Consider the following 19,336-nt stretch of genomic DNA (forward strand, 5'->3'; position numbering starts at 1 on the left):
GGACTAAAGTTACTTACTATTCTACTTATTTATGGTAAATTAACGTTAACCCAAATTCTCGAAAGGAGATGGTTAAAATGGAGAACTTTTATTTGTTTGTCGTGATGTGCATTCTGCTCATTCTTTTACCTGGCCCTGATACGGCCATTGCGACAAAAAACACCCTCACTGTCGGTAGAACAGGCGGCTTTAAAACGATATTTGGTACTTGTTGTGCCTTACTCATTCACACATTGGCAGCCGTCGTTGGCCTTTCAGCGATTATTGTAAAGTCTGCCATGTTGTTTTCTATCTTTAAATACGTCGGTGCTGTGTATCTCGTGTATTTAGGCGTGAAAACATTATGGGCACTCAGGAGCAAGAATACCACGCCTGAAATAGGTTCAGAAAATAAATATGAAGGTAAGTCTTGTTTTAAACAAGGTTTCCTAACCAATCTTCTCAATCCAAAAGTAGCGGTATTTTTCCTAACCTTCCTGCCACAGTTCGTTGATTCAGGCAGCGAAACCTTTTTACCGTTTCTCACCATGGGGATCACGTATACCCTCTTAACCGCAGTATGGTTTTTGTTCTATATCTATTTACTTAATCAGATTAGTGCTTTCATGAAAAAGCCTAAGACCCAAAGGATAATGGAGGGAATCACTGGTATCATCCTAATCGGTTTTGGGGTAAAACTAGCCCTGGAAAAGGCTCACCATTAGAAAGGCCGTGGATTCATTTACACTGCCTTTTGTTTTAGCATTTACACCCATCAGGATCTTTGAAATTGGGTCTTTTAAAATTAAATGTTTATTTCGTTTTGTTTGGAAAATAAGCGGAGAATTTCCGCTTAAATTGGGAATTCCCCATATTTCCTTAAAAATAAGCGGAGTTTTTCCGCTTATTGTATGCAAATCCTTGGAATTTGGTCTTATTTAAAGCAGTTAACCGGAATAACTCCGCTTATATTTGCTTCTTTAGGTGCCTTTATATGCAATAGCCGGAAATTCTCCCCCTATGGATTCTCAACCCTGCACGAAAATCAACAACGAATAGAATAATAACAGAGCCTTGAAATTAAAATAATCACCATGTTGAATATCTGTTTCGACTTCAATCCTATACAATCGCGCGCACGATATAACAGGAAAATGTTATCGGCAGAACTTCACTGACTGCATGCTGTTCATAGATTTTGCTACACGTCGCCATGAGGTATTGTTTAACCAATTAGAAAGCTACCGAAGTTACATTTTAGGGGTACTAGAAAATTTATCCGAAGAAGAGGCTGAGGTGATTCCAAAGGGATTCAACAATAATATCCGCTGGAACCTTGGGCATATTTATCTCGACCAATACTTATGGATACATATAAATTTTATAGATAAAGAGCCTCCAACCGAAGGCTCTTTTTTGATAATTAGGTTTCATTGGTCGTAAATCGGACTAGGTGAATAATTAGATAAAAGACTTCCTCGTTGGTAATGTATTGACCAGTCATGCTTTCACAGTAGGTAGCGATGGATTGGGAGCATTTGAATTCGTCTGGGTATTTGGTTTTATGGTGTTCGTATAGGAATGAGTCTTTGGAATTCAGTTGTTTGTTGTCGAAGATTCGTCGGATAAAGTATTGCAGGTGGGTGACGAATCGGTTGTATCGCATGGATTGGTGATCGAGTTTGACGTTTAGTTGGTACCGTACAATGTTGAGTATGTCTTTGAGCATGGTGACGGCTAGTACAGTGTTTTCAAAGTTTTCTTCCTCGTTTTTGGCGTTGACGAGGTGAAAGGCGATATTGCCAGCTTCTTCTTCGGGTAAGTTGATGTGCAGGTGCTCGTTTAGGTGAGTGATGACGATCATGCCTGCTGCGTACTCTTCCGGGTAGTGAATGCGTATGTCGTTTAAGAGTTTATTTTGTAAGATTACGCCTTTTTCGACGCGTTCGATGGCGAAGGCGATGTGGTCGAGCAGCATTAGGAAGTAGCGGTCGTCGAGTTCGTTACGCCAAGCGGATTTCATTTCTTCGAGTGCACTATTGATTGTGTCCAAGTAGTCTCGTGGGATGCTTTCGAGTAGGTGGACGTATTCTTGTTTTGTGCGCTGATCGTTTGGCGTGAAGATTTTTTCGACAGAGCTTTCCTGAATGAGATCGCCTTCTTTGCTATTGAAGCCAAGTCCTTTTCCCATGACAATGATTTCCTGTCCGTTTTCATCTCTTGAGAGCACAAGGCTGTTATTTAATACTTTTTCTACCTTCATTAATCATCACCATCTTTATCGTGACATTTACGTGCGCTGGCTTAGTCCTTCATTTCCGTTGGATGCAATGACACGTTGATACCAGTAAAAACTGTCTTTTTTGATTCGGCTCATGTCTTTTAAGTCAAATTCTCCTCGATTTACGTAAATGAATCCGTATCGTTTGGCGTAGCCTTGATGCGTGCTGACAACGTCCATCGCAGCCCATGGGCAGTAACCGAACACCTCAACGCCGTCAGAAAGAGCCCATTGAATTTGTTCAAGATGTGCTTGAATAAAGTCGATTCGGTAATCGTCGTGAACAGCGCCATCTTCTGTGAGTTCATCGGGGGCACCGATGCCGTTTTCGGTAATGATGATCGGCAGCTGGTACCGTTCGTATACTTTTCTCAGGGTGAGGCGTAAGCCAACCGAATCGATGACCCAGCCGTATTTTGTTTTATCGACGTATGGATTTTCCTCTGGTCGATAGACGCCGGGTTCGCCTAGCATAATTTGCTGGTCACCAGCTCGAGGGCTTACATCACTTGCGTCTCCGGTACTCTCTGCAATCGTTGCAGTTGAATAATAATTGATAGCAATAAAATCAGGTTGTCCTTGTTGGATTGCAAGCAAGTCGCCTTCTTTAATCGCTGGTATCCAGCCGCGCTCTTCTAAGTAACTCCATAATAACCGGTTGTATCGTCCGTGTACAGCAAGATCGAGAAAACTCCAGCCACGGAGTACTTCCCAGTTGTGAGCAGCAATTGCGTCTTCCGGTTTGCTGGTTGCTTGGTACATGGATGTCATGTTTAGTGCTGGTCCAATTTTCGCCTGTGGACAGAGTTCATGGCAGAGTGACATCGCTTTTCCTTGGGCAACAAGCATATGGTGGTTTTGCTGATAGAGCTCTTTTTTGGAAGGCAACGATCCGCCTTTCGGAATACCGACAGCGCCAGGATGTAAAATGAGCGTGTTTTGTTCATTAATCGTAAGCCAGTGCGTGACTTTGCCGCCAAAGTGTTCAAATAAAATGCGGGCATAGTTCACGAAGGCATCAATCGTCTCGCGGTTGTTCCATCCGCCTTTTTCTTCAAGTGCGTATGGAAGGTCAAAATGGTACAGCGTGACGATGGGTTCGATTCCGTAACGAAGCAATTCGTCGATAACACGCTCGTAGTGGGCGAGACCTTTTTCATTAACGGTACCGGTGCCTTCTGGTAAAATGCGCGTCCACGCAATAGAAAAACGGTATGCCTTTAGTCCAAGTTCATGGAACAGCTTGATATCTTCTTTGTAGTGATGGTAGTGGTCACTCGCTACGGTGAAGCCGGCGGTTCCTTCTGGATGCTCCATCATATCAATGACTGATTTTCCTTTGCCGTCTTCATCCCAAGCGCCTTCAACTTGATAAGCAGATGTGGAAGCCCCCCAAAGAAAATCCTTTGGGAATGGCTTCAGGTTTGTGTAATGCATAATTTATGCCTCCAGTTTCGTAATATGCATCAGTGGTTCGCCTAAAGAAATGTGTTTTTCTTTAACTGGATCCAATTCGTTAAATTTGTCATGGTTAGTGATGATGATCGGTGTGACTGTTTCATATCCCTTTGCTTGAATGGATTGACGATCGAATGTGACAAGCGCATCACCTTGTTCTACGCGGTCTCCTTGTTTTACGTGCGTCTCAAAGTATTCCCCTTTTAGACTGACGGTGTCAATCCCCACATGGATTAGTAATTCAATACCATTGTCGCTTCGAAGACCAACGGCGTGCTTAGATTCCATCATTGTTACGACCTCACCGGCAAACGGTGCTCTCACTTCATTTTGATCTGGTAAAATCGCAATCCCTTTCCCAATCAGTTCATTTGCAAAGACATGATCTTTTACAGTGTTAAGCGGAATGACTTTTCCAGATAGCGGGCTAGCGATCACCTCTGCTTGATTCGTTGTTCCCTTTTTTGCATGTGTTTGTGTTGTTTCTTCTACCGGGTCCTCAAAACCTAAAATCCAGGTTGCGGCAAAGGTGACGACAAATGCAATCGCAATGGTAATAAGTGCGTGTACGATATTCATTGGATTCTCCCCGATAAAGGCAGGGATAGCCGCAAGTCCTGGTGAAACGAATGCGTAGCGGACAAGACCAGAAAGACCGGCATAAATTCCCCCACATGCCCCACCAATCATCGCTGCGATTAATGGTTTCTTTAGTTTAAGCGTAACTCCGTAAAGTGATGGCTCCGTAATCCCAATTAAGGCAGTGAAACCAGAAGAACTAGCTAATTGTTTTAGCTCTTTGTTTTTTGTTTTCATCGCAACCGCAAGCGTAGCGGCACCTTGTGCAATGTTGGATGCAAGCATTCCTGGTCCATTAATCATTTCTTCTCCATTATTGGATAGCTGCGTTGTAGCAATAGGGGTCATTGCCCAAGCAGTTCCAGTAATAATTAGGAACGGCTGTAGTCCACCCATTAGCATTGGGATTAACCAGCTTGCACGATTGTTAATGCCTTCTGCGCCAAGAGCAACAAGGTCATTTAAATATGTGCCAATTGGTCCAATGACGATTAACGCAAGAGGAGCGGTAATGATTAGGATTAACATTGGTTTCAAAAAAAACTTAATGATCGATGGCGAAACACGTTCAGCAAAGCGTTCAATGTACGACATAATCCATACGGTAATAATTATCGGTAAAACAGAACCAGCATAATCAGTTAAGCGCACTGGTATGCCCATAAAGAACAGAGCTTCCTCAGAGGCTAAAACCGTGGACCAGTTCGGGTGTAGTAAAACGCCGGCGATAGTCATGGATAACACCGGGTTGGTTCCGAACTTAATTGATGCTCCGTATGCAAGTAGTACAGGCATAAAGAAGAATGCTGCATCCGCGACAGTGTTTAAGATAAAAAATGTTTGGCTTTCATTGGTTAATACGCCTGTTAACACCAGGACCGCCAGTACGGCTTTGATCATCCCGGCACCAATAATGGCAGGGATAAATGGTGCGAATGTAGTAGAAATGACGCTGATTAAACGAGAAATGACGCTCTTTTTTTCTTCTTTGGCAGTATTAGCATTTGCACTCCTCGGTTGCTCGCCCATTTCATTTTTGATGGTACGGAAGGCTTGTTGGACCTCATTTCCTACGATAACTTGAAATTGACCGCCTTTATTGACGACTGAGATGACGCCCTGTAACTTTTCGATTTTAGCAGCTTCGACTTTAGAAGAGTCATAGAATTCAAATCGAAGTCGGGTCGCACAATGGGTTATCATCGCTACATTTTCTTTACCACCTACAAGTTTCAATATGTCTTTGCCTAGCTGTTTATAATCCATACCGTTATCCCCCTTTACGCATTACTGATATGAGTAAAACAAAAAAAGACCAAAATAAGATGCACCTATCCCGTTAAGAAATAGAGCAAATTATTTTGGTCTTGCCTGCATTACCAGTAACACGCCAATTTAATTTGTTGTTTATTATGAAACGCTTACGAATAAATTATCATAACTATTTGTATATTACAAGAGCTTTTTTACGCCGACCATACTGGAAAATTAATGAAGTATGGTCGAGGTGTGTGCGGGTTGAAGAAATTTGCCAAATTTCATTATGAGGAATACACCTACGACAACAATAGGCTTTCCGAAGTGGATTCCGTTTTTAATATTTCGCCGCAATTAGAACTGTAAAGCCGACAATTTCTTTAGCGTACTTGGCACACTGAATCATGAATTCCCCATGACCGCAGCCAACATCGTAACACTCTTTTGTTCCTGATGACACTAGCCACCTCTTCATCAAAGATCGACTCTCCATTTGGATTTGTATAGGTAGATTCCCACGAATATTGTATTTTCCTTCGAGCCTTCCCAGCTGTTCGTACCATTGCGCGAATGGGGCGGAAGCCATTCCGGAAGGGTAGTAGGGTCTAACAGTTTCAAATCAATCCCTCCAAAGAATCGGTCACGGCTTTCCATGCCGAAGAAGTTGGGTCCACAACCATAAAATGCTCTGCTTCGGGGAGTCTTATCAATCGGACGCTATCCCCCAGCTCCCTTGCCCTCCGATGATATTCCACACTCAAAGTGACCGGAACATGACGGTCTAACTCACCATGGATTAAAACTTGGTCCACATTTAAGGGCAGCAATTCGATTGGGGACGCAATTGGTAATTCTTCCATTGAGTGGCCAAGAAACGCTGTAACGGGACTCGCAATCCCTCTTTCCGTATGTATCTGCAGCATTTTGTCGGGGTCAGTGACCCCAGCAAGGCTAATGATTCCCTTTATCGGAACAACCAATGGGCTTTCCTTTACATTCAAAAATGATCCCAACAAAAGTGCCAAGTGACCGCCGGCTGAATGCCCGATGACCACCACTTTTGAAAGGTCAAGCTGATAAGTGTCCTTCAGTTGGTTTAGGTGATTAACGGCACTGACTACATCATGAAAAGTACCTGGCCACGCCCCGCCTTCCTCACCGATCCGGCGGTACTCAATATTCCACGTTGCATAACCGCGCCGCGCCAAATCTTCAGCTAATGGTGTGTTTTCCTCAAGGCTATATTTCGACTGCCAAAAACCGCCGTGAATACTCACTACCACTGGACAGTTCCCAGGCCCCTCGGGTCTCTGCAATACACCAAATTGTGATGGGTGCTTCCCATATGCTATTTTAATTGTCATCTACAAAACCTCTCTTTACAATTTAACCTTTCGAGAGAAGAATGAAAATTCCTTTATTGAGATGGCCATGTTCAGCAATCTAGTTTGTTTTTTTAAAAAAAGATGGTTTGGGTGGAAGGGCTTATATTTCGAATTTAGCCCAGATTAGGTTAAGAAGAGGTATAATGGAATACGAGTTTACGTCTATTTCGGAGGTTATGATGAGTTTTTTTATAAGGTTAAATACGATTAGTGTCCTATATGCTTTAGCATTGTTTATCGCCATCGAACTCATAATAAATGTTTCTCATATTAGTGAGTTAACCGGATGGGAATGGGATCATGTTTACATTGTCATTGCTGTTATTAATGTTATTGGACTTCTACTTGCGACTCTTATATTTATTAACTTAACAAAAAAATGGCTGTTAGGCAGTAAAAACAGTTATTGGACACTTATTCTGTGGGTCCCTTATTTTATTTTTTTATTCTATTTTTTCACTGTTTTCGTTCCTCTTAATTCAGGGTTGGTGCTTTTTCCTAGATTTAGTCTGTTGATTTTTGGGTCAGGCTTGCTGTTTCCGGTATACATTTTATTTATTCATGTATTTGCTACACCTATAAGTACAGACGAAGGGCACCTCTAATACGCAGCCATGGAGGGGGCTCAGCATTCGAAAGGCAGTGGATTCATTTCCACTGCCCTTGTTCTAACATTTACAAATCATTAACAGATTTCCATCCGGGTCTTTGAAATTAAAATAATGACCATGTTGAACGTCCGTTACAACGTTAACACCTTTACTTTTCATAAACGTAAAAGCTTCTTCAATGTTTAAGGTATTGAAATGGAACACCGGTGTTTGAAATACATTATTTTCGGAATAGATTTTACTGTCTAAAACAATCCCCGTACCTTCCATGGGAATGACATAAAGATGGCCAAACAGGATTTCACCCGTTGCTTCGATACCTAATAGATCACAATACCAATCTCTTGCTCTCTCTATGTCTTTCACCGGAATAAAAACCGTCCCGATTTGATTATGGATAGGACTATTCATTTAAACGACCTCCAAGACCAATCTATTTATCTCTGCTATCTGTTTTTTCCTGGATAAATTCAATTTCCTCGTCATTTGGCTGGATTTTTACACCCGTCAGAAAACCTGTGTAGGCTGCACCCGTATCAATATTCCAAGAATGACTATGTTCATCATATTTTTACCAATGTTCTTCAAGGGACTTCGATTCCAAAGGACACTGTATCCATCGTCCTCCTTAAACGGATTCGTCGCTTGCTCCGCGATTCCGGCATGGCTTACAAACAAGTGCTCATTTTCGAAAAATAACGGCAGCTCCTTCATCCAGCTCACATCATCCTTGCAATCCCGCTTCACGGCCTCATACTGCCGCAGCGTTTCCTCCCCACATTGCCGAAGCCAATTGTCGTTGGGCTGATTTAGTACATGATCAATGATTTCGAACTCATGATTTCCTTTTAAAAAGATAGCCTGCTCGGGAAAGTCCGCTTTTAATTGCCTTGCCAGCTGTACCATCTGAGGCGAATTCTTCCCTCTGTCGATGAGATCTCCCAGCTGAATCAGCACCTCATTCTCCTTGTTCCAATGCTTCGTAATCAGATTATTAAACGTATGGTAGCAACCGTGAACATCACCGATGACCAAATAATTCATTGTTTAGTTCTCCTTATTTAAAAATAAAAGTAATTCGGCTAGATCATCCACTATGTAATCCGCTTCAATCGACTCCCATTGAGGGTCTTTCTTCCAAACCCCTTTCATTCCAACATTCTGAGCCGCTTTCACATCATTCTCAGGGTGATCCCCAACAAAGATACTCTGAGGTGCAGCGATTTTAAGCTGCTTCAGGGCTCTTTTAAAAATTTCGGGGTCTGGCTTCTTTATTCCTTCCCACTCTGATATTAAGATAGTGTCAAAATACTTTTCAATCCCCAATGCTCTGATGTTATCGAGTTGGAACTGTCCTCTTCCATTTGTAATCATGCCTAATCTGATGTCGCGGCTTTTTAATTTATCCAGTGTGGAAATGAGATTCGGGAATGGAACGCAGTGATTTTTGAATTCTGAGAGGTAGTCTTGAAGCAGTTCTTCCCATGTCATCGCCGTTATTTGAAACTCCTCTACCAACTGCGGATACACTTTATCCTTCCAAACATAGCCGCGTTGATCCAAATCTATAAATCTCTTTATATAGGTTTCTCTCGGAATATGTCCTACGATTCTATGCAACCTGTCATATTGGTGATCAATGAACTTTTTTACCGATTCATCCCGATCTAATAATGTTCCATCTAAATCGAATAATACCGCTTTTATCATTTTCGCTGCCCACCTCCTTTCTTTTTAGGATCGTTCAAAATTCTGGTGTAGTGTTTTATATTACCTATTTTATTCGCAATTCCTCTTACCTGCCAAAATGTTTTCTCCACCTGCGGATTTTATCCTCTTATCTGCATAATTCTCTATTTACCTGCATTTTCCTTTAGTTTATCTGCCTAACTAATTCCTCGCGAAAACTTTAAGCTAAAAATGCCGGCGTAGCGGCTTGGCTCAGGTAATTAAACTCCTAAAATATGGTATAAGCCTTGATATTCTTCTCAGGATTCTAGATCAAGGTGATGTTTTTAGAATTCCTATTTTATAAAAATACCTCTTACCTGCCAATTTGACTTCTCCACCTGCGGATCTTATCCTCTAACCTGCATAATTCTCCATCCTACCTGCATTTTTCCCTAGTTTATCTGCCTAACAAAATAAATGCAAAACCGCATAAAAAAACATTGGATCCGCAATCGCGAATCCAATGTTATCAAATCTTATGCTGCTTTTTCTAATAATCCAGCACTGCCCTGTTTACGTTTGAACGTAAATGCAAGGTAGATAAATGTAACAAGCATAAATCCTGCCATGTAGGCGAGCAAGATTATGTTGTTTTGCCACATGTAAGCAAAGTCTCCGCTTGAGATGACGGCTTTAAACGCCTGGACGGTGTACGTCATCGGGAAGAATGCGTTAAATGGCTGTAGTGCCTCTGGAATTAACGCAAGTGGGAAGGTGCCCGCGCTTGTCGTTAATTGCATGATTAGGATGAGAATGGCGATGAAACGGCCAATATCGGCTAAGGACGTGACGAGCATTTGAATTAATGTGACAAATACCATACTTGTTAGAATCGTTGTGACGATAAACAGCGGCACGCTTTGTACCTTCATTCCCAAGCCAAAGAGTAGCACAAAATCGACTAATAGTGCTTGAAGCACACCAATGATGGTGATAACCCCTAACTTACCGAAAAACCATTGTGGAGCGGATGCTGGTTTGACGGCTGGTTCTCTAAGTCCGAAAACGATGGAGATGATTAATGCCCCGACAAAAAGTCCGAGTGAGACGAAATATGGTGCAAAGCCGGTTCCGTAGTTTGGCACGTTGTTAATCTCATTTTTATCAACCTTTACTGGCTCGCCCATCATATCATAGGTGTCATCATCCGCTTTAACACTGTTCGCAGCCTCTGCACCCTCAGATAGCTTCTCGTTTAATTCAGAGGTGCCATCCTGAAGTTTTTTAGTACCTGCTTGTAACTCGGTGGAACCTTCTGCAAGCTTACCAGTACCTTCTGATATTTTATCCGCACCAGCAGATAACTCACCCATCCCGGCTGTCAGCTGGTTGGCGCCCGTAGTAAGTTCGGTTGACCCTGTATAGAGCTGGTGGATTCCTTGTTGGAATTTCACCTGGTTTGCATTAATTTCACCGATTCCACCAATTAATTGGTCGAAGACTGGATCGGTTTGTTTTTTCAATTGTGACTCTAAACCTGAAGTTGCACCCTGCAATTGTCCATTTACCTGCGTTTTAAATTGCGTGAAACCCTGGTGCAATCCTGGCGTAATGGCTTGTGCCACCTGCTGTTGAACTTCTGTCTTAGCAGGTGCAGTTTGCTGAGCCATGATTTCAGACACGGTTTCAGCTGGAACACCCTTGGCAATAAGCGCACCTGCAAGCTCCTGCATTTTGGCCGTTTGCTGCGCAATCATTTGGTCCGCAATCTGAGAAGATAATCCAGCATTCAACTGCGTCTCAAACTGATTAATACCCTCGTTTAGCTTTTCCGTACTGCCAGATAACTGTGAACTGATTCCAGCAGCAATTCCAGCCGGTAACTCTTGTTTAATTTGCTCAGCACCCGCTTGTGCTTTTTCGGTGCCTGTCACCAAAAGTGACAGCTTGTCATCTGCTTGTTGTAGTCCTTGCTGGATGGCGGCTGTTCCTTTGGCGATTTCGGTGGTTCCGGCTGCGGCGCTGTTGATGCCTTGTTCAAATTCGATTGATTTGCTTGCTAGGGTTTGAAGGTTTTCTTTGATTTGTCCGGCACCTTTGTTTAGTTCTGCTGAACCGTCATTGAGCTGGCCCGCTCCTTCACTGGCTTGGGCTAATCCGTCGCCCATTTCCGTTACTTTTTCAAAAATACTTTCGGAATACGTTGCGACGATTTCCTTTGAAATCTCTGCTTTGATTTCCTTCATCGCGGTTTCACCGATTTGCGCTGATAGGAAGTTTGCTCCTTCATTCGGCACATATTTGATTTGCAGCTTTTGTGGCTGGTCCTCAAGTAGTGTGGTCGCATTTTTGGAGAAATTGCTCGGAATCTCTACTAAAATATAATACTTTTGATCCTCCAGCCCTTGATAGCCCTGCTCCTTGTCTACAATATCAAAGTCGAAGGTTTTACTTTTCTTCAGGTTATTGACCAGGTCATCGCCGATTTGAAGTGTCTCCCCGGCGAGTTCTGCCCCCTCATCTTGGTTGACAATCGCGACTGGCAGGTCGCTTAAATATTTGTACGGATCCCAAAACGCCCACAAAAACATTCCGGCATATAAGACTGGAATGAAAAGGATGGCGATAATGGGAACTAATACTTTACGATTGGTAAGAATCGTCTTTAACTCTGCTTTAAATCCTTTCATGCTCGCTACCTCCTGACTACTTTATTCATTAGTCATTTTTATTTTTAAAAATACTGACCGTTTTGTTGAAATGGTCAATTTACTGCAAAATAAAAGACTCATGCTAACAAGCCTTTTAATAAGTAGAGTTCAAAGAGCTTTGCAATCTCTTCTTTTTTTAATGGCGGGTGGTTTCTTTGCCAGTCAATCACCAAGGAAAAGTACATCTTCAGCATTACGAAGGCCGTGACCTCAGGATCGCAGTCTTTGATTTCACCTTTATCGATTGCTTTTTGAATAATCCCCTTCATGTATTGGATGATCGATTGCTCCACCCGCTGCATCGCTTCAACGACCGTTTGTGTGCCCATATCCCGTTCTTCTTGAATCAATTTTATCGTCAATTGATGTGATTCCCGAAACGCATGAATCCGGACTAACACATTGTTCACATTATCAAGTATTGTTGAGGTTTCATCTAGAACACTCTCCACTTCGAACCGGATATCTGCGATAAGCGAGTTGATAATATCATCAAATAACTCTTCTTTTGTTTTAAAAAAGGTGTAAATGGTTCCCTTCCCCACATTGGCTAACTTCGCAACCTGATCCATCGTCGTCGCTTTGTATCCAAACAAGGAAAAGGACTTCGCTGCCGCCTCAAGAATCAACTTCTTCCGATCAATCACTGCCAATCCACTCACCTCCAAAACTGACTAAAAAACTAATTTGGTCATTTGTACAAAAAGTACTATATCATACCGATTTTAGAATAGCAACATTATGTCGTTTTTCTGCAGACTTTGTCAAACGGTTTTATGGAACTAAATATCGTTTACTTACGTCTTATTGAGTAGAGATAAAAGGAAATAACTGGGGGATCATTTTAATGAAGAGGCTTTTAATTGCGTTGTTTATTGCGCTTGTTTTGTTTTGTGCTACAGGGGGGTTGGAACGATTAGCTTCTGACGTGAAGACACAGGAACCTGAGGTTACCCAAGAGATACATTCAGTCGAAAGCTTATAATAAAAGGTTGCCAGTCCTAGTACCGTTGGGGCTGGTTTTTGCGTGTATGCCGTGACCATTTCTCAGATTTGGACATACCTTGTTAGTGGACAAGGAGGTAATCTTGATGGGATTACGACCAATAATGGTGGTATTATCATACAGCAGCCACAGCAATTGGAGCGCCGTGTAGCTCAACTTGAACGCGAAAATCAACGGCAGGAACGGGAAATTAACCAGCTCCAAAGAGAAGTAAATCAGCTCGAACGCAGGCTTCATAGAATAGAAAGTGAATGTTGTGAGGACTAAATCCTGTTGATTACTCCGCCTTTTGCAGTTTTGGCTGGCTTTTTTGACGGTAAATTGTTTTCTCAATAAAGTTTCCTAGCACTCCTAGTATTAGTCCCAAAATGAGCCCACTGAAAACAGGCATATCCAGGATGGTTAGGACCCTATATTGATTCAAAAACGCAAAATCATGCCAAAATAGCCCGAAGTCCATTCCAACCACCATTCCAATAAAAAAGCCAGTTAGATGGGTCTTTTTTTCAGGCATGCTATCTTGCATTTTATCATTGTGGGCTTTGGCTGCATTATAGGCCTGCCAGATGGAAAAAGCATATAATGACGGGTAAAACATCCCCCAGCGGTAATTAATGACGCTGTGGGCCTGAGCGAAATCGCCAGTAAATGAGTAAACGAGTGCTAGATTTAGATTTGAGTATAGGTTGATCAGAAACTCAAAGCCTAGCAAAACGAAACCAATGATGTAATCTTTATTATACATTTGCCCAAAACCCGGTAAAACCATTGACCATACCGCTGCTGCATACGGGGATTTATACTCATGCCTCTGTCTCATTATGCTCGTCCTCCCTTACCCATATATTACCTTTTGCACCATTGGTTTTGGGAGTAATCTAAAAAAATTCACAGAATTCGGTATTTTAGTTATACCAGGATAATACCGACACAGGTAGTTGGAACTATATTTTATTTTCGTGTATAAGAGAATGATAGATTGGTAAAAATACTGATAGACAGTAATCTTAAGGGGGAAAGAAATCAATGGAAGAATCTAAATTACTATTATCACAGTTTGCAAGTGAGGAAGGCTTCGAGCTTAGTAAATACTTAAATCATTTGTTTGAATATGTCTCACACCAACTGGGACAAAATCCACCTTCCACCACAGAAATGGAAAATACCTAAGCCCGAGGCGTTGCTGAATGCCTGGGGTTTTTTTGTTTGTTGGATGGTGGCTGAGTTTAATTGACATTAATTCACTAAAATTTATTTCACAGGCTCTCTGTTAAGATTTTTCTCACCGGAATCCTAATAAAGGACTATACTTAATGAGATATCTTTTCATTATTTTTATGAAGGGCTAATCTCATTGGAATTATCCGGCTTTGTCTTTCACCACTTTTTATACCGTTACAATGAAATTCAACAAAGCTTTTTGGATAAAAAAGCCTGTCTTGAATTGAAATCCTCTTTTCCCTCCTCGAATGGGCAATTTTTGGGTATAATATAGGAATATGGATTTTTTTAAAAAAGGGGGTCGTGGCTTTGGAGTCGACGACTGCTAATGATCGGATTGAACTTCTTTCAGAAGAGATTAAAGATTTGCTGCATCCGCATGATGTCGATGATGTTAAGCTCGTTCAAAAGGGCTTAATGCTGTATCGGCAAGGGATGGTCAAGCAATTACAGATATGGAATGCCCAAATTACCGCGATGGTACAGGACGTGACGCCTTGCCATGTGAAACTGAATTTTTCCCATTTGTCTCTAAATAGCTGTACCTGCCCTCACGAGGGACTATGCCGCCATCAGATCGCTGTATTTTTTGCCGCGTATTCACGAGTGGGCAGTGTCGCCGAGTGGGTTGCGGAATGGCGCGAACCGATGAAGGAGAAGAATGATGTTGCAAGCTGGGGGCTTCAAAAGGCCAAGGATTTGATTAAGGCGAACGGTGTGATGAAGCCTGATTACGTGCGCTGGGTCGAATCATTCGAAGTGAGCTTCGACACGATTCTTAATTCAAAGAAGTATTCGAGCGCTTTTATCATTGCGGAGCTTTTTAATATATACGAACGGCGGATTAAAGCGAGTGCTCCGGTGGAAAAGGAATGGCGGCTGCTCTATGAATTGGTCGGGATTGTTGTTTCGTTTAAAAAGCTTGCTGTCTTAACCGTGCAATCAGGGTTTGCTGAGGATGTCGTAAGACGCGCTTACCTCTCTGTGTTCCATAATCTAATCGAGGATGCCGATGAGCTTGTTTTGAAAATTGGTGTTCAATCGTTGCCGTTTGACTTTGATGAGTTTATCTTAGAATTAAAGGACGAAGTGTTTGAACTGTTGACTGTTTCGTCGGACCTTGAGCAGGAACGAATCTATCTCTACCGTCTCCTTTGGAGTAATCTTTTTAAGAAGAAGGAATGGCGTGAGCAGGAAATCGTATTGATTAACGACCGGATGAAGTCATTGGAGGATTGGGAGAATCCGAATCCGCTCATGGTTGCAGGTATTCATATCAGCATTTTGCAGCAAAAGGATGAGCTCGCAGTGGACTTGATTACTAAAATGGACGATAAAACCATCACACCTTATATGCTTCATTGGATTGAACTATTGTCACAGACGAAAGCATGGAAACGAGTTGGACCGCTGATTGAGCTGTTTATTTCTAAACTTAAAGGCTATTTAGATTTTCTACGAACTTATCATTCCTGTGCTTCTTTTACCCGATCAGCGCTGAAGGCGATTACTCCTTACATCTCAGAGAATGGGAAGGCTGAGTTATATGAGCGTGCGATGCTGTCGACTCTGCCTTACAGCTATACAGAATATGAACATTCACTGTTTGAACGCAAGCAGTTCGACAAATGGAGTGACCTCCAGGCGTTCATGGGCTGGAATTTCTATGATCTGCCAAGGGAGCGGGTTAAGGTAATTGAAAAAGAAAAACCGGAAGTGCTGCTCGGAATGCTGCACCAATCGGCTTTGAACGAAATCAATCAAAAAAACCGGTCCAGCTACAAAGCAGCTGTCCGGCACTTAAAAAAGCTGCGTACCCTATACAAAAAAACCAAACGCGTCGACGACTGGCAATACTTTCTCGACAGCCTAATGGAAAAAACCAAAAGACTCCGCGCCTTCCACGAAGAATGCAGACGGAGCAAACTTGTAGAAGAATAGAGTGAAATTGGTGGATCATGATGGTGCCAATCGGTGGTGCCTGTCACCGCTCGTGGACACTGTCTTTCTGTGGTGACAGGCACCGCCCGTGGACACTGTCCACCCCAGGCGGACAGTTTGATTGAGGTGTCAGACACTGGATTGACTTTTGTACATTTATTGCTGTGTTTTGTACACTTTTTGTGGCGTTTTGTACATTTTTTCGGATGGTTTTGTACATTTTTTAAGGGGTTTTGTACGTTTAGACATTATCTGGAAATTACAACCCCTAAATCCAAATGCCCCACCCAAGTAAAAGGAGTAATTTTACGATGCTGAAAACTAGATTTGTTAAGCTTCTGACAATTAAATTGGATGATGGCCGTTATCTGCTGGCTGCTGAGGATGAACATGGGCATGGATTACCGCCTTCTGAGTGGAAGAATGTGTTGTTCAGCCGCCATGATGAGAGCTTTTTTGGCACACTTCTGGAGAACGAGTCAGTTGATGGCATCGAAGGTGTGGTGGTGACTGGCTGGCACCTTGTTTCACTTTTTGCAAAGGAGTCGTTCAACCGGTTTATTGACTGGGACTGGGATGACCAATCGGAGATTTGCCTCGCTGCTGCTCACTCTCTTCATGAAGGGATTCTCGAGAAAGATTGGCTTCCCGACTTCTCGGTTTGGGAGAATGGTGACTTCCGCTGGCAGCTCCCCGTTCGTGTGATGGATGAGTTTGACCCTTCTTTCTGGGAACAGGCTGTCGAAACACAAGGTGAAGAGGCGGAAACGGTAAAAGCATTTATTTCTGATTTGTATGACCATGCCTTGGACTCTTACTTGACGCGAAATGCTTCGATGAAGGAGTTGTTTGGGCCTAAGCTTGCTTTATTGAGAAAACAGGGTATTTCTGGTGCTGAACTTGCTCGCTATTTTGATGAAGAAACCTGGCTTGAATGGGTCGGTATCAAGGAGAACGACACGCCTTTTACGATTGGATTAAGGTTAGAGGAACCCTTAGATGGCGAAGGACCTTGGAATCTGGATGTCTTTTTACGTGGTAAGAAAAATGTCGATGATGTTTATGGCCTGGACGCAAAGATTCCGGCACGGTGGAAACCATTTTTAGAAAGAGTTAACCGTGAGCAAGGGCGCTGGGCAAGGTTAATCCCGTGGCTGAGTGAGGACGGAAATACATTGAAATCGGGGCTCACAGAGGAAGAGGCGTGGATGTTTTTGACGGAGGCCAGTGAAACCCTCGTTGCACTGGACGTGGAGATCCTCCTCCCTGCTTGGTGGCAGGCGATGAAGAATGCCAATTTGAAGGTGAAGGCGTCGTTAAAAGGCTCCTCCAGCCATCGTCCGTCATTTGTCGGGCTGCAGGCTATGCTCGATTTCAACTGGCGTTTTTCAATGAACGGTGTCGACTTGTCCGAGGAAGAATTCGGTCAGCTTGTCGAAGAAAAGCGTCGACTCGTGTTTATTCGCGGGCGTTGGGTGAAACTGGATCCTGGTTTTATTCGACAAATTCAGGACTTGATGAAGCGTGCTGAGAAGGAAGGCTTACATGTAAGGGATTTGCTCGAGCAGGAACTGGTTGAGACGCCTCTGACGGAAGATGAGCTCGAAAATCCAAAATCCTTTGCGCGAATTCAAATTGAATTGAACAGCCAATGGAAAAAGATGATTAAGCAGCTATCTGAAGCACATGAGATCCCGCTCGAAGAAGTTCCTGCAGGGCTTCAGGGTGAACTCCGCCCTTACCAGCAGCTGGGAATGAGCTGGCTCTGGTTCCTGCGACAATACGGATTTGGTGCTGTCCTTGCCGATGACATGGGGCTTGGGAAAACAGTGCAACTAATCGCGTATCTTTTGAAGGTAAAAGAGGAAATCGGTGCACTACCGGAAATGGTGACAGGCACCGAGGACGGAACGGATTCTAAGAAGGAAAAAACACCAGTTAAGGCTGCTTTGATTATCTGCCCAACTTCGGTTCTTGGTAACTGGCAGAAGGAGCTTGAGCGTTTTGCTCCTGAGATAAATGTGTATTTGCATTACGGTTCAAACCGCTTGAAGGATGAAGCCTTTAAGGAAAAAATCAAAGATTCTGATGTTGTGCTGACTTCGTATGGCTTAAGCCATATGGACTCAGAGGAGTTTGAGTCCATCCTGTGGAGTTCGATTTCCATTGATGAAGCACAGAATATCAAAAACGCCGGGACGAAGCAGTCACGGGCGGTGCGGAGACTCCGCGGGGGACATCACATCGCATTGACTGGTACTCCGATGGAAAACCGATTATCTGAATTGTGGTCGATTTTTGATTTTACCAATCATGGCTATCTTGGCAGCTTGGGGCAGTTCCAGAAGAAATTTGTCATTCCGATTGAAAAGGATGAGAAAAAGGAAAAGGTCAATGAGCTACAGTCCTTAATCCGCCCATTCCTAATGAGAAGGACAAAAAAGGATGAAGAAGTGGCTCTCAATCTTCCTGACAAACAGGAGCAAAAAGAGTACTGTCCGCTTACAACCGAACAGGCTTCCCTCTATGAGCAACTGGTCCGTGATACCTTTGCTGAAATTGAAAAGCTGTCAGGCTTTGAGCGCAAGGGGTTAATCTTACAAATGCTCAGCAGGCTGAAACAGCTTTGCAACCACCCTGCTCTTTATTTGAAGGAAAGATCTGCTGACAGACTGCTCCTTGATCGCTCAAATAAATTGGAGAAGCTTGTCGACCTTGTTGACGCTGTTTTAGACTCAGGCGAAAGCTGTCTCATTTTCACGCAATATATCGAAATGGGTGAAATGATTCGTTCGACAATTAAGAAGAAGTTTGGGGTGGAAGTGCCGTTCCTGAACGGAAGTGTACCAAAAACGCAGCGTGACGATATGATTGAACGTTTCCAAAATCAGGAGTTCCCGGTGTTCTTGCTTTCCTTGAAGGCTGGAGGAACGGGGCTGAACTTGACAGCAGCCAATCACGTGATCCATTACGACCGCTGGTGGAATCCAGCAGTCGAAAATCAGGCCACAGATAGAGCCTACCGGATTGGTCAATCCCGCTTCGTTCACGTGCACAAACTGATCTGTACCGGCACACTGGAAGAAAAAATCGACGCCATGCTTGAGAAAAAACAGCACCTTAACGACCAAATCATCCAAAGCGAAAACTGGATCACCGAGCTCTCCACCGACGAACTAAAAGATTTAGTTTACCTAGGATAGCAGGTCGGTCCGATTGGGATAATTTGGCTAATA

At 43.0% G+C, this 19,336-nt stretch carries 19 protein-coding genes and 1 pseudogene; 9 read left to right on the forward strand and 11 right to left on the reverse strand.

Annotated features, from left to right (window positions below; all coding sequences use genetic code 11):
* Positions 1-77 precede the first annotated feature (77 nt).
* Together F4694_RS12980 and F4694_RS12985 are read left to right on the forward strand one after the other, a co-directional pair.
* The gene (locus tag F4694_RS12980; RefSeq protein WP_179598482.1) at positions 78-704 is read left to right on the forward strand and encodes a LysE family translocator; all 627 of its coding nucleotides are present in this window, start codon (positions 78-80) and stop codon (positions 702-704) included.
* Positions 705-1,161: 457 nt separating this feature from the next.
* On the forward strand, positions 1,162-1,422 hold the full coding sequence (locus tag F4694_RS12985; RefSeq protein WP_374757425.1) for a DinB family protein: 261 nt from the start codon (positions 1,162-1,164) through the stop codon (positions 1,420-1,422).
* Here F4694_RS12985 and F4694_RS12990 read toward each other — a convergent pair.
* From F4694_RS12990 to F4694_RS13010, 5 genes are all read right to left on the reverse strand, one after another.
* Positions 1,403-2,242: a PRD domain-containing protein gene (locus F4694_RS12990; protein ID WP_179598484.1), complete on the reverse strand. Its 840-nt coding sequence runs from the start codon at positions 2,240-2,242 to the stop codon at positions 1,403-1,405. The genes F4694_RS12985 and F4694_RS12990 overlap by 20 nt on opposite strands.
* A gap of 27 nt (positions 2,243-2,269) precedes the next feature.
* Positions 2,270-3,697 carry a glycoside hydrolase family 1 protein gene (locus F4694_RS12995; RefSeq protein WP_179598486.1) on the reverse strand — a complete coding sequence of 476 codons (1,428 nt, stop codon included), beginning with the start codon at positions 3,695-3,697 and terminating at the stop codon, positions 2,270-2,272.
* A 3-nt stretch (positions 3,698-3,700) separates the two neighbouring features.
* Positions 3,701-5,563 (reverse strand): beta-glucoside-specific PTS transporter subunit IIABC, encoded by a 1,863-nt coding sequence (locus F4694_RS13000; RefSeq protein ID WP_179598488.1) that lies wholly within the window; start codon positions 5,561-5,563, stop codon positions 3,701-3,703.
* A 328-nt stretch (positions 5,564-5,891) separates the two neighbouring features.
* Positions 5,892-6,140, reverse strand: coding sequence for a hypothetical protein (locus F4694_RS31760; protein ID WP_218895642.1), 249 nt, complete (start codon positions 6,138-6,140; stop codon positions 5,892-5,894).
* Between the two features lie 28 nt (positions 6,141-6,168).
* Positions 6,169-6,918, reverse strand: a complete 750-nt coding sequence (locus tag F4694_RS13010) for an alpha/beta hydrolase (protein ID WP_179598493.1) — start codon at positions 6,916-6,918, stop codon at positions 6,169-6,171.
* Between the two features lie 200 nt (positions 6,919-7,118).
* Here F4694_RS13010 and F4694_RS13015 point away from each other — a divergent pair, with 200 nt between their 5' ends.
* Positions 7,119-7,544: a hypothetical protein gene (locus tag F4694_RS13015; RefSeq protein ID WP_179598495.1), complete on the forward strand. Its 426-nt coding sequence runs from the start codon at positions 7,119-7,121 to the stop codon at positions 7,542-7,544.
* 63 nt (positions 7,545-7,607) lie between these two features.
* Here the strand turns inward: F4694_RS13015 and F4694_RS13020 are convergent, their stop codons facing one another.
* The 5 genes from F4694_RS13020 to F4694_RS13040 all read right to left on the reverse strand — a co-directional run bounded on the left by F4694_RS13020 (position 7,608) and on the right by F4694_RS13040 (position 12,576).
* Entirely contained in the window at positions 7,608-7,961 is a 354-nt protein-coding gene (locus F4694_RS13020; protein ID WP_179598497.1) for a VOC family protein, read from the reverse strand.
* Between the two features lie 96 nt (positions 7,962-8,057).
* A complete protein-coding gene (locus F4694_RS13025; RefSeq protein ID WP_179598499.1) occupies positions 8,058-8,594 on the reverse strand; it encodes a metallophosphoesterase family protein in 537 nt (178 codons plus the stop codon).
* Positions 8,595-8,597: 3 nt separating this feature from the next.
* Positions 8,598-9,260 carry an HAD family hydrolase gene (locus F4694_RS13030; protein WP_179598501.1) on the reverse strand — a complete coding sequence of 221 codons (663 nt, stop codon included), beginning with the start codon at positions 9,258-9,260 and terminating at the stop codon, positions 8,598-8,600.
* Between the two features lie 497 nt (positions 9,261-9,757).
* Positions 9,758-11,911 carry a YhgE/Pip domain-containing protein gene (locus tag F4694_RS13035; protein ID WP_179598503.1) on the reverse strand — a complete coding sequence of 718 codons (2,154 nt, stop codon included), beginning with the start codon at positions 11,909-11,911 and terminating at the stop codon, positions 9,758-9,760.
* A gap of 98 nt (positions 11,912-12,009) precedes the next feature.
* A complete protein-coding gene (locus F4694_RS13040) occupies positions 12,010-12,576 on the reverse strand; it encodes a TetR/AcrR family transcriptional regulator (RefSeq protein ID WP_179599040.1) in 567 nt (188 codons plus the stop codon).
* 203 nt (positions 12,577-12,779) lie between these two features.
* Between F4694_RS13040 and F4694_RS13045 the strand changes: the two genes are divergently transcribed.
* Both F4694_RS13045 and F4694_RS13050 read left to right on the forward strand, forming a co-directional pair.
* Positions 12,780-12,917, forward strand: a complete 138-nt coding sequence (locus F4694_RS13045) for a hypothetical protein (RefSeq protein ID WP_179598505.1) — start codon at positions 12,780-12,782, stop codon at positions 12,915-12,917.
* A 51-nt stretch (positions 12,918-12,968) separates the two neighbouring features.
* A complete protein-coding gene (locus tag F4694_RS13050) occupies positions 12,969-13,205 on the forward strand; it encodes a hypothetical protein (RefSeq protein ID WP_218895643.1) in 237 nt (78 codons plus the stop codon).
* 10 nt (positions 13,206-13,215) lie between these two features.
* On the opposite strand, the gene F4694_RS13055 is transcribed toward F4694_RS13050, so the two are convergent.
* Entirely contained in the window at positions 13,216-13,758 is a 543-nt protein-coding gene (locus F4694_RS13055; RefSeq protein WP_179598509.1) for a DUF5683 domain-containing protein, read from the reverse strand.
* A gap of 206 nt (positions 13,759-13,964) precedes the next feature.
* Between F4694_RS13055 and F4694_RS13060 the strand changes: the two genes are divergently transcribed.
* From F4694_RS13060 to F4694_RS13070, 4 genes and pseudogenes are all read left to right on the forward strand, one after another.
* Entirely contained in the window at positions 13,965-14,108 is a 144-nt protein-coding gene (locus F4694_RS13060; RefSeq protein ID WP_179598511.1) for a hypothetical protein, read from the forward strand.
* Positions 14,109-14,636: 528 nt separating this feature from the next.
* Positions 14,637-14,744 (forward strand): annotated as a pseudogene (locus tag F4694_RS32155) (SWIM zinc finger family protein); the annotation flags it as partial.
* Positions 14,745-14,807: 63 nt separating this feature from the next.
* The gene (locus tag F4694_RS13065) at positions 14,808-16,100 is read left to right on the forward strand and encodes an SWIM zinc finger family protein (protein ID WP_257029247.1); all 1,293 of its coding nucleotides are present in this window, start codon (positions 14,808-14,810) and stop codon (positions 16,098-16,100) included.
* A 311-nt stretch (positions 16,101-16,411) separates the two neighbouring features.
* Positions 16,412-19,303 carry a DEAD/DEAH box helicase gene (locus tag F4694_RS13070; RefSeq protein WP_179598513.1) on the forward strand — a complete coding sequence of 964 codons (2,892 nt, stop codon included), beginning with the start codon at positions 16,412-16,414 and terminating at the stop codon, positions 19,301-19,303.
* Positions 19,304-19,336: the final 33 nt, after the last annotated feature.

The organism is Neobacillus driksii, from assembly GCF_013409995.1.
GTDB lineage: Bacteria > Bacillota > Bacilli > Bacillales > Cytobacillaceae > Neobacillus > Neobacillus driksii.